Source organism: Streptomyces sp. NTD107 (assembly GCF_059510435.1).
Genome location: NZ_JCAJZV010000007.1, coordinates 230,239 through 242,224, shown reverse-complemented (window position 1 = coordinate 242,224; position 11,986 = coordinate 230,239). Strand labels below are relative to the sequence as shown.

General features: G+C 67.5%; 13 protein-coding genes. 2 read left to right on the top strand and 11 right to left on the bottom strand.

Features of this window, described 5'->3' with window-relative positions; all coding sequences use genetic code 11:
* Positions 1 to 54: 54 nt before the first annotated feature.
* From AC5WRL_RS16820 to AC5WRL_RS16785, 8 genes are all read right to left on the bottom strand, one after another.
* Positions 55 to 735 (bottom strand): hypothetical protein, encoded by a 681-nt coding sequence (locus tag AC5WRL_RS16820; RefSeq protein ID WP_496089352.1) that lies wholly within the window; start codon positions 733 to 735, stop codon positions 55 to 57.
* A gap of 120 nt (positions 736 to 855) precedes the next feature.
* Positions 856 to 1,701, bottom strand: coding sequence for a helix-turn-helix domain-containing protein (locus AC5WRL_RS16815; RefSeq protein WP_496089495.1), 846 nt, complete (start codon positions 1,699 to 1,701; stop codon positions 856 to 858).
* A gap of 16 nt (positions 1,702 to 1,717) precedes the next feature.
* Positions 1,718 to 2,824: a PD-(D/E)XK nuclease family protein gene (locus AC5WRL_RS16810; protein WP_496089351.1), complete on the bottom strand. Its 1,107-nt coding sequence runs from the start codon at positions 2,822 to 2,824 to the stop codon at positions 1,718 to 1,720.
* Positions 2,825 to 2,879: 55 nt separating this feature from the next.
* Positions 2,880 to 3,650, bottom strand: coding sequence for a recombinase RecT (locus AC5WRL_RS16805; RefSeq protein ID WP_496089350.1), 771 nt, complete (start codon positions 3,648 to 3,650; stop codon positions 2,880 to 2,882).
* A gap of 193 nt (positions 3,651 to 3,843) precedes the next feature.
* Positions 3,844 to 4,437: a hypothetical protein gene (locus AC5WRL_RS16800; RefSeq protein WP_496089349.1), complete on the bottom strand. Its 594-nt coding sequence runs from the start codon at positions 4,435 to 4,437 to the stop codon at positions 3,844 to 3,846.
* 104 nt (positions 4,438 to 4,541) lie between these two features.
* A complete protein-coding gene (locus AC5WRL_RS16795) occupies positions 4,542 to 4,796 on the bottom strand; it encodes a hypothetical protein (protein ID WP_496089348.1) in 255 nt (84 codons plus the stop codon).
* A 19-nt stretch (positions 4,797 to 4,815) separates the two neighbouring features.
* On the bottom strand, positions 4,816 to 5,070 hold the full coding sequence (locus tag AC5WRL_RS16790) for a hypothetical protein (RefSeq protein WP_496089347.1): 255 nt from the start codon (positions 5,068 to 5,070) through the stop codon (positions 4,816 to 4,818).
* A 17-nt stretch (positions 5,071 to 5,087) separates the two neighbouring features.
* Positions 5,088 to 6,008, bottom strand: a complete 921-nt coding sequence (locus AC5WRL_RS16785; RefSeq protein ID WP_496089346.1) for a peptidoglycan recognition protein family protein — start codon at positions 6,006 to 6,008, stop codon at positions 5,088 to 5,090.
* Positions 6,009 to 6,628: 620 nt separating this feature from the next.
* Here AC5WRL_RS16785 and AC5WRL_RS16780 point away from each other — a divergent pair.
* Together AC5WRL_RS16780 and AC5WRL_RS16775 are read left to right on the top strand one after the other, a co-directional pair.
* A complete protein-coding gene (locus tag AC5WRL_RS16780) occupies positions 6,629 to 6,958 on the top strand; it encodes a hypothetical protein (RefSeq protein ID WP_496089345.1) in 330 nt (109 codons plus the stop codon).
* A 134-nt stretch (positions 6,959 to 7,092) separates the two neighbouring features.
* Entirely contained in the window at positions 7,093 to 8,352 is a 1,260-nt protein-coding gene (locus AC5WRL_RS16775) for an AlbA family DNA-binding domain-containing protein (RefSeq protein ID WP_496089344.1), read from the top strand.
* On the opposite strand, the gene AC5WRL_RS16770 is transcribed toward AC5WRL_RS16775, so the two are convergent.
* Genes AC5WRL_RS16770 through AC5WRL_RS16760 form a run of 3 tightly spaced genes read right to left on the bottom strand, consistent with a single transcriptional unit; the run spans position 8,349 to position 11,961 of the window.
* Positions 8,349 to 9,941: a hypothetical protein gene (locus AC5WRL_RS16770; RefSeq protein WP_496089343.1), complete on the bottom strand. Its 1,593-nt coding sequence runs from the start codon at positions 9,939 to 9,941 to the stop codon at positions 8,349 to 8,351. The two genes, AC5WRL_RS16775 and AC5WRL_RS16770, sit on opposite strands and share 4 nt — an antisense overlap.
* A complete protein-coding gene (locus AC5WRL_RS16765; protein ID WP_496089342.1) occupies positions 9,938 to 11,032 on the bottom strand; it encodes a hypothetical protein in 1,095 nt (364 codons plus the stop codon). Before AC5WRL_RS16765 ends, AC5WRL_RS16770 begins: the two co-directional genes overlap by 4 nt.
* The gene (locus AC5WRL_RS16760) at positions 11,029 to 11,961 is read right to left on the bottom strand and encodes a hypothetical protein (protein ID WP_496089341.1); all 933 of its coding nucleotides are present in this window, start codon (positions 11,959 to 11,961) and stop codon (positions 11,029 to 11,031) included. The genes AC5WRL_RS16765 and AC5WRL_RS16760 overlap by 4 nt, the downstream gene beginning before the upstream one ends.
* Positions 11,962 to 11,986: the final 25 nt, after the last annotated feature.

Here is an 11,986-nt window from a genome sequence, read left to right as displayed (position 1 = left end):
GTTCGGTTGGCGCTGGGCGCCGCCGCACGGGAGGCGGCGGCGCCCAGCCGGCGGTCAGCGGCTGGCGGTCACCACGTGGCGCAACCTGCGGTGGGGGTCGTGCTGGGGTTTGGTAACACGCAGCACGCAGATGTCGCCGTGGACATCCCAGACGGACACGGGGCCCGATCCGTGATGCGCGCATCGCCACAGGCGGACGGCGTCTGTCGCCTCCAGTTCGGCAGTGGCATCTCCGAAGCGGGCGACGGCGAGAGCCAAGGGCTCACCCGGACCCAAGTCGGTACTGCTGGCATGAGACGCCGTAGTGGTCAGCGACACGAGGCCCAGGGCGGATAGAGCCACGGGGAACCGGCCGGAGAAGGCTTTGGCCAGGACCATGAGGTGATGGATGAGCGGGTAGATCGCCGCCCCCTGGGGGACCTGAACGCCGGTGGCGCTGTCGTAGACCGTCTCGGTGCGGCCTGACCCGTTCGGATGAGCTATCTCGGCGACCCAGCCCGTCACCTCGACGATGCGGCTAGGCAAGCCGGCCTCACCGTTGGTGATCGTCAGATGGTGCCCCTGGTAGCTGCTCCGTATGGTCAGCCGCTTCTTGGCGGTGACGGCGAGCTGTGCCCGCCATCCCAGGCAGGCGAGCGCCGTGAGCAAAGGCTCGTACTGGCGGGCGAATCCAGGTACGAGCGCTTGGACGGCGTTCGACTGTCCCACATGGGAAGGCTCTCGATCCGCAGACATGTCAGACTTTCCTTTCAAAGATGACACCTACTTCTAGGCAGGCAGGAGAAGGGGTTCATGCAAGCAGGGGTTGCATATATCTTATATGCATTCTGCCACTAGCGACAATGCCTTCGCGCCTCAGCCGTCGTCCGGCTCACGGCGCAGGGCCTGACGAGCGGCCCGGATCGCGGACGCCCTTACCTGGGGATCTGCTTCCTCGATCCGGGTCTGGCGGTCCCTCACAAACGTGCGCAGCCACCGGGCAGCGCGGTCACGATCCCGGGCCTTGGTTTCCTCCTTGCGCCGACGCCGCAGCTGCCGGGGACTGGTGCCGCACGAGCGGCAGTTCGCGGCGGTCCGCTCATGCTTCGGACAGCCGCTCTCCGGTTCCACGGGCGTGGGGGGTGGGGGGGTGGACGGCATGTGGGAAGGAAAAGGAAGAACAGAGGTTCCCCCTCGGGAACCCCTGGGGTCTCCGCTGGGGACCCCTCTGGGTTCCGAGGGCGTGACCCTCGCCTCCTTCGTCTGTGGGTTCCCGTCGCGGAACCCCTCCGATTCCTGCCGCCCGCTCCTCTGCTTGGCTCTCCTCTCAGTATCTTCATGAGTACGAGCGGGCGGGGATGGCCGGGATGGAGCCGTGCGCTGCCGGGCCAATCGTTGGTTCTTCGGCCGTTCCAGAGCCGAGGCCCGCCGCTCCCGCAGTTCCTCGGTGCTGGGGATCGTCGGCACGATCAGCGGGAACACCTTGTACTGGGCACGCCGGCCGGCACGTCCCACCTGGACACGTTCGACCAGGCCGAGAGCGATCAGCTCCGTGACGATCGTGAAGACCCTCTTCTCCCCGACCCCGGCCCAAGCGACCATGCGGTCAGCCCCCGGGGTGGCCAGACGGGTCTGGTCGTCGGCGGAGTCCGCAATCTTCATCAGCACGAGCTTCTGTGTCGGCGTCAGCACGTCCGAGGGCAAATAGGCGGCTGCCACCATGAGGTGAATGCTCACGTCACCCCTTGTACGGGGTGACGTTGATGGTCCGCGGCGTGCGCCTGGTGGGATGCCGTACGCGAGGTACGGCGATGCCCGCCGCGATGAGCTGAGCGGACATCTCCCGCACGTCGGGAACCATGGGCACCGGCAGATCGGCCCTGCGGAACAGCGCCTCCATCGCCGCACCGTCATCCGACTCAACGGGGTTGTCGCCGCTCCACGACAGTCGGTTCTGGCCGTAGACGCCGGGCGAGGTGGCATCCAGCATCTTCCGCAGCTTGTTCATCCGCTTCCGGAGGGCAGCGGCCTGCTCAGACGCCGAGACGTACTCGCTCAACGCCTCCTCGCGGTCGGTGTCGCTCTTGATCAGGACTGATTGCGGGGCCGCGCCGTTTCCCCAGCAGGCCGTGCGCCAGGGGCAGTTGTCGCAGATGGCCGACAGCCCCGGGCCGTCGTGCGTCCTCGGCACCTGCTCCGGCGACGACGAGGCACGCACGGTGGCAACCCACGCCTGCGCCTCCCTGATCTGCTCGCGGTCGCAGGGGAGTTCCTGAACGTGCTCCTCGCCGGTGTCCCGGTTGATGAACCGGAACCGGATGCGGCCAACTCTGACCGGCCCCACCCGGGCCAGCTGCCGCTGGCCCCGGACGTCGGCGAACCCATGGGCCTCCAGGAGCCCCGCGTACAGCAGCAGCTGGCGCTTCTCCTCATCGCTCGCCCCGTAGCGCAGGACGCGCGGCCAGACCCGCCAGCCCTTCGTCTTGATGTCCTCAACGGTGGTCTGCGACGGGCTCGGCAACCGCGGACGCAGCCGTCTCGGCAGCCGGGCGGCGGTCTCCTCGTCGAACTGCACCGCGTCGATGTGCCCGCGCAACCACGAGTTCTCAACCCGTCGTTCGATCTGCCACCCCCACTCGCGGCGCGCGAGCAGCAGGATGGGCTCGTGCAGCCACGTGCCGAGGATGGCCTTGCGGTTGTCGCCGCCGACGTCCGTCCGCTCGTAGCCGTGCAGTATGTACGCCGCGCGCCGGGCGCACACGGTGTCGGATGCGCCGAGTTCCTGCTGGCGGGAGCGGGGTCTTTCGCTGTCGGCCTTCTCTGCCAAAGGCCATATGCTCGTCATGGTCGCCTCTCTATGGAAGAAGACACTGCCCCACGAAGCGCGGGGCCTGTGCTGGTCACTGCGCTGCGTCAGCTGCTCCGTGCTCGCCGCCCTCATGCTGGGCCACCTCATCCAGGCCCGCCGCCTGCCGCAGCCGCTGTGCCGCGTCATCAGCCGTGCCAGCGACCTGTTCGGCATCGGCTGCCGCCATCTCCTCATCGATGTAGATGCCGGCGAGATCCTGCGGTGCCGCCATACGAAGGCCGCCCATCTCCGCGCACTTGCGCAGCATGTGCGCGGGCATGCGCTGCCACATCGGCGCCAGCACGTACTGTCCCGCCTTCGGGTCCCAGTTGGACGCGGCGAATTCGGACCAGTTCGCGATCATGGGGAAACGGGTGGACCTGCCGTTGGCGTCGTTCCGCACGACGACCACCTTGACGGCCGCAGGCGGCCCTTTCTGCAGCCACGCCTCGTACTTGTTGCCATCCCAGTCGTAGTAGACGGCATCCTCGTAGGTAAGGCTCCCGGCGTCTCTGGCTGCGGCGCGATGGGCGATGAGCCGGGCGCCGTCGATGCCCGTCTGGATCGTGTACTGCATGCCCGCCTTCCCCGAGCGGCCGACCAGGTAGATCTGGCGGGCGAAGGGGTCCAAGCCCGTCCGAACGCAGTGGTGAAAGAAGACCGCGAGGATTCCTCTCGGTGCGTCTGCCATGCTCTTGTTGATGAGGTTGAGAGCACCGATCTGCTTCTGGTCGAACTCGTTCTGGTCGGCCCGGATGGCCACCGCAGAGGAGGGCGGTTCGTGTGCCTTGGAGGAGGCGGGTTGCTGGGCTGGTTCGGACACAGAGACTCCCGTCAGGTTGGTCCGTCGGCCGCGGTGACGGCCCATCGGATCGCGTGGAGACAGCCCGGCACATAGAAAGGAGCCCCACCCAGTCAAAGATGACACCTATCTTTACGGATCAAGAAGGGTAGGGCAATGCCGCTTGCCGTCGGATATTACATATATCTTATATGCAGTTGCCCGTTTTGTACAATTACTCTGCGTGGCGTCGCGGGCCGCGAGAGCGAACGACAGACCCCGGCCCGTCGTAAGTGCCGTCCCGCAGCCGGGCCAGCACCATTTCGTCCGGTGACCACGTCAGGGTCCGCGCCGTGGCCTGGAGGTCGGGCACTGACGCCATCACCTCATCGAGGAGCCACAGCGGCGAGCCCGACAGTCGCCACCGCGGGGAGGCGAACCTGCCTGTGGCGAGGGCTGTTGCCAGCGTTCCCTGCGGTACCGCACCGAAGATCTGCTGCAGCTCCTGCTGGCCGACGATCGGCGGCAGGTCACACGCACCCGCCATCTCATCGAGTGCCGGCATGTCGCCGGAGCCGGCCGGCTCCTGGCCGGCGACGATCTCCCGCGCAACGTCCATGTCGGGCTGTCGGGGGCGCGGAGCGGCGGGGCCGAACTCCAACGCGGAACGAAGCGTCCAGTAGCGCACGCCCGAGACGACAAGCGCCTGCTCGCCCTTGAGGACCCGCCGCTGAATCCACTGGGAGATCATCGGAGGCTTGACCCCGTAGAGGGCCGCGAACTCCTGGTGCCCCACGAGATACAGCCCCGGTCTTGTCCGTGCAGACATGCGGTTCCTCTCTGCCTCGGCTCAGCGTAACCGCACCTCCGTCAGCACAGACGACGAAGCCGGGCCGCACGGACGGTCATCCGTACGGCCCGGCTCCACCGCGCCTATTTCCCCAGTGCGACCCACAGCCCGATCGCCGCAGTGAGCAGCGCGCACAGCACGCTCACAGCGGGAAGCGGCCAGCGGGCCTTCTCCAGACTTTTCACCCGGTCTTCGAGGTCGGAGACCGCCCTCTCGTTCCGGCTGCTCTCCTGGACCAGCACCGCCAGGCGGCCGTCGATCCGTGCAAGCCCCACTTCCAGGGTCCCGCGCAGCTCGGCCAGCTTCAGCGCGGTGTCGGCCGAGTCGTGCTCGCTCACTGCGTCACCTCCCGGGCCGTCACGGAGATGTCTTCAGGTCGGGCAGCCAGGCGGCCGAGCCGGACTTCCCCAGCGCCACGCCGAGGCCGCCCTTGATGACGGCCAGGCCGGCGGGGGCCGCGGCGACGGCGGCGGCCTGGAGCGCGGAGACGCTGAACAGGTCCGTCACCTGGGCCGCCAGGAGGATCCCGAGAAAGGCTTCGATGTAGGTGAGCAGCGCCCGCTCGGCGACGTCGAGGACGGCCGCCAGGCGCGTGGAGATCGTGTGTTTCATGGTCTTCTCCTCCTGGGTCACGTGGTGACGGTGAAGCCGTGACGCTTCCCGAGCCGGGTCAGCGAGTCGCGGCTGGGCACTCCGTCGGCGTCGGCGCCGCGGTAGTTGCCCCCGGCTTTCGAGCGCTGCCATTTGGCGTACGCGGCGAGGGTCTTCGTCCCGAAGTGGCCGTCCGAGGCCCACTGGGCCGCGAGTAGTCCCTCCTTGAGCAGGGCCTGCTCGACCAGGCGCACCCCCGCTGAGTAGGTGACCTTTCCCTGCGGTGCCGCCGGGTCCGTGCGGGCCGCTGTGATCAGCTTCGACAGGCTGACCGAGGGCTGCTGCGGTGCGGTAGACGGAGAGGTCGACCCGATGAGGGCTCTCACGTCCGTCCGGAAGGAGGCCATCGCGATGTCGGCCGGGTCGGGTTTGCCCGGTTGCCATTCCTTGTGGGCGATGACGGACTCGGCCAGCCAGCCGTGGGCGTCGCACAGCGCGGCGCCGACGGCTTTCATCGCGTGGAGCTGGGCACTCGGCCATGCCTGGCCGGTCCCGTTGTTGATCGCCTCGAAGCCGTAGTAGTGGCGGTTGCCGTCGGTGTCCGCGTTCAGCGGTTTCGGCAGGGACCCTCGCTCGGCAATCACCGCCTGGTGGACGCGGTTGTCCCCCAGGCCGGCATGGTTCGCCCGGCCGTAGCCGATGAGGTGGACAACGCCTGAGCGGTCGATCACGCCGTGGCACAAAGGGCCGGGCAAGTTGGTGTACCCGGTCCGGCACAGCTCCACCATCTGCGGCTCGCTGGAATAGCTGCCCGTGTGGTGGATCATGATGCCGTGGACGGGCCCCCACGGTCCCTTGTGGTTGCGTGAGTGCGCCTTCCAGCCCGCGTGTTCAACGACGCGGACGCCATACTTTTTGAGCGCTGCCAGGAATTTGTCAGGTGTCAGCGGTATCGCCATTGCGTACGCGTTTCTCCCCCGCGCCGTCAATGAAGCAGTCGGCCGTCTCAGCCGTAACTGTCCCTCGGGGGAGCGCGCCCAGGCTGTTATGGTCAGCAGGGCAGGTGAGCAGAGGGTCGCCCATCGCGCACACTGTAGTACACGCTGGGTACCCTCCAGCCAGGATTCGAACCGATCGGGACAGCTGGAGGGCGAATGCGTACTGATGGAGAACGGCTCATTCCAGGCGCCGCAGTCCCCAATGGAGAGGCCGGCCCAGCGGACTGGCCGTTCAGTGTCCGTCTTCGCGGGGGTCGCCGGGACCATCGGGCGCGAACATCGAAGCCTGGGCGCTGGGAAGTTGCCTGTGGCCAGCTCCCCGTACGCGCGGAGGACTTTCAGCGTCCTCTCGCCGGCACCTTCTGCGTGCGCTGTGACCAGCTTGTCACGGGAGCTGCGCGGTTGGAGGCTGCCCGACAGCGGTCGGTCCGCCGGGCCGCGAGGGGCCAGGTTCCTCTTCCCCTCACCGACGACCCTCTCAAACGGCCAGAGCAGCACAGGCCCGATACCAACGACCGGAGGCGGCAACCCTGCTGACGAACGACTGACAGCTGTCCGAAGCCTCCGACAGGATGATCCCCATGCCCATCGAAACGGATGACCTGTTCGAGGACCCCGCCGTCGCCAGTGCGGGCGAAGTACGACTCCTGTCTGAGCGGTGCTCGACCTGCATCTTCAGGTCAGGCAACCCGTTCCGTGCCACGATGCCGGAACGGATCCGCGCCATGGTCGCTGATGCCGTGGCGAACGAGGGCCACATCACGTGCCACTCGACGCTGCCGGACACAGCTCCCCCAGGGGTCCAACCAGCGATCTGCCGGGGCTTCGCCGACGTCTATGGCGATCGATCGTTGGCCTTGCGGTTCGGAGATGCCCTGTCCCTCACCCGTGAGGTCGCTCCGCCCTCGTAACGAGGGGTATCCAGGCTTCAACGACCGTCATGAGCTATGCACCGGGGGAGGTTCGAGCACGGCGCCGCCATTGGACGTCGCACCTTCCTCGCCGTGCAGCAGTCGATGTCGGTGGCCGTCTCTACTCTTGGGCCATGACTTTCACAGCGCTCCATCGGGCCCTCGGCGCGGCTCCCGGACCACTGACCGATGAGCTGCTGGACGCGGCCGTGACTGACGGCGTGGCGGAGACGCACGATCTTGATTGGAAGTCCGAACTGCCCCCAGCAAAGGGCCTTCCACAGACCGACTTCCCCAAGGACGTGGCCGCGATGGCCAACAGTGGAGGAGGCGTGATCGTCTATGGGGTGCGCGAATCCCAGGGGGGAGCTACCGAGCGTGTCGATGTCGGTGAGTTCGATGAAGTGCACGAGCGCGCTCTGCGCAGCGCGGCCATCACCGCCATCTCACCGCCGGTATTCGGACTGAATGTGCATCGCGTCGGAGCCGCCGACAGGAGGGCCGTCGTGGTCGAGGTTCCTGCGAGCGTCGACGGACCTCATCTGATCTATAAAGGGGAGTATTTCGGTGCTCCCGTACGCAACAACTCCGACACAGTGTGGATGAAGGAGCGGCAGATCGAGGCCATGTACCGGGCACGGTTCAGCGAACAGCGCCACGCGACCGAGGCCCTGGACAACCTGTACAAGGAAGCGGCCAACGGACGCAAGACCGAAAGACACGCCTGGCTGATCGCGGTAGCGCACCCGCGGGTTCCAAACCTGCGCGGTCGCCTGACACGAGACGAAGCACGCACGCTGCTATCGAACGCCGAGGACCTCGCGTTCACCTACGTAGGCCGTAACGGCCTCCATCCCATTGAGACCACGGACCGCCTCAACCCGCGGCCGGGTCTGAACCGCTGGGTGGCGGTCTACATCCCAACCATCGAACGAGAGAAGTGGGAGGAGGCGTGGCTGAGCATCCACCATGACGGTTCGGTCGCCCTCGCAACAGTGATCGGCGGATACCCACGTCCCGGCCCTGTTGGTACTTTCCCAGGAAACCAAATCATGTCGTCAGCCATCGAATGCTGCATCGCCGACTTCATGGCTGCCCTCCGAACCACTGCGGAGGCGACCGAAAATACCGAGTACGACGTGCGCGTGGGAGTTGAGTGGAAGGGAGGCAATTCCTTGATGATCTCCACGGAAGACACTTTCGGCTATGCCTATCATGAAGCCTCCACGCCATTGCCTCGCTACACGCCCGTCGAGACAACGGTGAACGCGACGGAATCGCCGCTGGAATACTACTGGCACGTACATGATCTGGCTCGGGACTGCGTGAACCAGGGTGGCATCTCTAACGTACGAATGATCCAGCCGCCACCGCGCACCGATGATCAGCCCTAGCCAACTGGGAATTCGAGGTTGGCGACGTCCCGCCCGCATGAGCCGCAGACGCAGGCCGACAGGCCATCCCCGGCGTTCCGGTAGAGGGTAACGCGGAAGGCGGCGCCCTCTGCTGGACAGCCAATGGTGTGGCACGTCGCCACCGCAGCGGCGGGCGCCCACAACTCCGGTGTTTCCTCCGCGTTCAGGATGGAGAGGCTGGTCGCGTTCGCTGAGACCGGGCTGCCCACCAGCATCCAGTTGACGCCCGTGGCGTTGGTGTTGGTGCGGGTGAGCCAGATCGTGAGCCCTGTCCTGGAGATGTCCGAGGCGGACACTCCGGTGACGCGCAGGCCGGGGACGGCACTGATGGAGGTGGCGAGCGCGTGATGGCTGGAGCCGGCCACGGACAGACCGGTGACGGTGGCGGGTGTGGGTGTGTCTGCGGCAACGGGGGTGATCGTGACGCGGCCGGTCGCGATGGATCCGGCTCTCAGCGTGCCGGTGATGGTGACGTCGGCCGGGAGGTTCGCGGAGGACTGCGCGAACTGGTAGGTACTCGCCCCTGTTCTCAGCCGCACCTGCTGGCCCGTGAGGTGAAGGGAGCTGGACCGGCCTCCGGCACCGGGGCCGTCTTGCGCGTACAGCTCGACGAAGGATGTGCCGTCCGTGTGGCCGGTCGCGCCGCCGTGTACGTACGCGCCGCCGTATCCGGTGGTGGGGTCGTCGGCATCGAGGGAGAAGGACCCGCCGACCTGGTCGCGGACCGGCGATATCAGCCACAACCCCGCGGCGTCGAAGCGCTCCACGGGTGCGCTGAGTTTCAGGTAGGGCTGGTTCACCTCTTTCCAGGTGACGACACCGGCCGCCAGCTCTCCCGGGCGGGATTCGGCTTCCGACCCCGAGTAGAGCCTGACCACTCCGCCGATGTCGCCATCCGGTGCCACCTCGACTCGGTTGCCCTCGTCGGCAGTCTGGAGTCGTCCGCCGGTTACAACGGCTCCGGAGATGGTGCCCCCGGTGATGGTCTTGCCGGTGAGGGCGTCGGCGGCGATGGATTCGGCGGTCACCGCGCCGGCTTGGAGGTCGGCCGCCGCCGCTCGCCGGGGTGTTCCCTCCACGGAGGTCGACGGGGGTCCGGCTACTCCTGCTGCGGTGCGGGCGCGCAGGCGCACCCACCACTGCGTGTAGGGCAGCGGAACGGTGACCGAGCCGCCCTGCGCGGTCTCGATCGTGTCGCGCAACGTGCCTTGTGACAGCGGGAAGTCCGGAACGGGGCCGATGTGGACTTCTACCCGGGTGAAGTCCAGCGGTACCGCCACCGCGTCGGTGAAGTCGCCGCTCCAGTTGATGTCCAGGGCGGCGAGAGCAGCCGTGACTTCGGGTGCGCTGGGGGTGGGCGGCGGCGGACCGTTGACGACGCTAATGCCGGAGGTGCCGTCCGGCAGCTGGCCGACGATCGCGCGCAGAGAGCCGTCACGGTCGTAGACGTCGACGGCGCCGTCCTCGATGGAGGAGTAGGCCAGCCTCGATGTCCGCATGAGCTGCGACACCGTACGCTCCAGCATGGCGATGCGCGCGGCAAGGCGGGTGAGGTCATCAGAAGTCATGAGCTACCGCCGTAGGTGAACCGGTCGGCGCGGGCGAGGGTGAGCGTGACGCGCTCGGGGGCGTTCTCGTCCGGGGGGCGGACCGTCCAGCTGGTGATGCGGCACCAGCCGTCGAAGGCTGCCCAGGTGTCGATGAGCTGGACTCGGACATCATCGCCGACCTGCCAACTGCCGAGGCGCGCCGCAGGGTGATCGACCACCTCGATGCGGGTGACCTCACCGAGGATCTGCCGTGTCAGCCGCTCGCCGCGTGCCCGCTGAGCCAGCCGGTCGCTGGCTGTCTCGGCCGGAACCTCAAGTACATGTTCCAGGCGCAGTCGTCCGTTGCGGATCGCGTCGATGGCCCGCCTCCGGTTGCGGCCTTCTCCGGCGCCGAGGGCGATGACGGCCTGGGCGTAGGAATCAGCATCGTGCTCGACCGGAACGGTGTTGGTGATGTTGACGGCCGAACTGAACGAGATGTCGGAGCGTCGGCGTCCCAGGCGTGGCCAACCGATCCGGATACGGCCGTACGGCCGACCGGTGCTCAGCACGGTCTCGTCCGTCCACTCGGGACCGCCGTCGAGACCGACCATGTCGTCAACGATTCGGCCCAAGGCCGGTGCGTCCCACCACTGGCTGGCGTAGGGCTCGGCCGGTGTTCCGACGGTGCTGCCGCTGACGGTGGAGTCGACCAGCACCCCGAGGTCGCTGTCGGGCTGCTCCTGTGCGTACTCCCAGGTGTGCCGGATGACGGAGCACGGGTCGGCGTAGACGTACGGGCCTCGGCCGCCAAGGTTCCCGTGGAGATCGTGGCGGCGGTGCAGGTAGCTGCCCCAGCCTGCTGCTTCGAGGGAGAGTTCGGGACCTTCGGGGGCGGTCAACCACACCAGGCCGCCCCACTGCACCGCGCCGTTCCTGGTGACGGTCACGATGGTGTTGCCGGGGTCGATGGCATCACCCAGGTGCGGGAAGCCCGGCTTCAGGGTGGCGGACAGTGTGCCGGTGGCGTTGAGCGAGGCCCCGAACTCAACGCCGCTCAGGGGGAGGTCGTGGGCAAGCAGTTCGCCGGTGAGAGCGTGCCGGGTCTCGAACCGGTAGGCGGGTCTCACATGACCCCCTCGGTGAACTCAAGGTCCGCGACGATTGAGGTCGATCCGTTCACCGAGATCCGGCCGGTGTCCTCGGCGCGGTTGTGGTACATCTGCAGGTAGAGCACGCGGCTGGTACCGCGATAGTCGGCGGGGACGCTGAAGGTGTCCGCGATCATCTCGGTGGCGCGGCGGTTGGCGCCCGTCTGGTTGTCGTCAATAGACGTCACCTGCCCTTGTCGCTCGCCGAAGACGGCTCTGCCGCTGGTCCAGACATTCCCTGCGGTCAGGCGCAGTCCGCCAATGGTCACGGTGAGAATGCACCGGGCCGCCCAGGCGGGAACGTCGATCGTCCACCGGGCATGAGGCGGCCAGTTCACCCACTGCCCGATTCGGACCGGCAGTTCGTCCAGTGACGAGGGGTAGGCGCTGTACAGGCGGCGGTCCCGGCGGGGGTTCGCGATCTGCCGCAGGTCCTTGATCATGGCGGCGGTGACGATCGAGGTGTTCGCCGGGAGGTCGAGCCGGGCCAGCGGCACAGCCGTCATGCCGGCCGGGGGCTGGGTGGCGGTGGGTGACACGTTGGACACGACGTGGAAGTAGCCGATGTCATCGGTCTCCGGGTCTCGTGTGCCCTCGTACTCCGGGTCCTCCACGCGCAGGCACACCAGATCTGAGCGTTCACTGCCGCCGGTGGGGGCGATAGGTACCTCGGCCGGGCCGACGTTGTGCTGGGTGTACGAGCCCTGCCCCCACGCGGCCCCTCGGATGATGGCGGAGCCGTCCCCGATCTGTATTCCGGCTCCGGGCGTCGGCAGGGGGGTGGCCTTGAGGTCGGTTCCCTCGTTGATGCCTGCTGCTCCCGCCGCGAGGTTGCGGATCATCATGCGGAACGCGCGGGCTGAGTGGGTGCCTCCGTGGGTCAGCAGCGGCGGTTGAGTGAGCGCCATGACGCGGGTCTCCGTTCTCCGGGGG

Bases quoted from the DNA above. Each gene is read 5' to 3' on its own strand.
- AC5WRL_RS16815 (WP_496089495.1), bottom strand. From the start codon at position 1,701: ATGGTGGCAGCCGCCTATTTGCCCTCGGACGTGCTGACGCCGACACAG.
- AC5WRL_RS16770 (WP_496089343.1), bottom strand. From the start codon at position 9,941: ATGACTTCTGATGACCTCACCCGCCTTGCCGCGCGCATCGCCATGCTG.
- AC5WRL_RS16780 (WP_496089345.1), top strand. From the start codon at position 6,629: ATGCCCATCGAAACGGATGACCTGTTCGAGGACCCCGCCGTCGCCAGT.
- AC5WRL_RS16775 (WP_496089344.1), top strand. From the start codon at position 7,093: ATGACTTTCACAGCGCTCCATCGGGCCCTCGGCGCGGCTCCCGGACCA.
- AC5WRL_RS16785 (WP_496089346.1), bottom strand. From the start codon at position 6,008: ATGGCGATACCGCTGACACCTGACAAATTCCTGGCAGCGCTCAAAAAG.
- AC5WRL_RS16800 (WP_496089349.1), bottom strand. From the start codon at position 4,437: ATGTCTGCACGGACAAGACCGGGGCTGTATCTCGTGGGGCACCAGGAG.
- AC5WRL_RS16810 (WP_496089351.1), bottom strand. From the start codon at position 2,824: ATGACGAGCATATGGCCTTTGGCAGAGAAGGCCGACAGCGAAAGACCC.
- AC5WRL_RS16760 (WP_496089341.1), bottom strand. From the start codon at position 11,961: ATGGCGCTCACTCAACCGCCGCTGCTGACCCACGGAGGCACCCACTCA.
- AC5WRL_RS16820 (WP_496089352.1), bottom strand. From the start codon at position 735: ATGTCTGCGGATCGAGAGCCTTCCCATGTGGGACAGTCGAACGCCGTC.
- AC5WRL_RS16790 (WP_496089347.1), bottom strand. From the start codon at position 5,070: ATGAAACACACGATCTCCACGCGCCTGGCGGCCGTCCTCGACGTCGCC.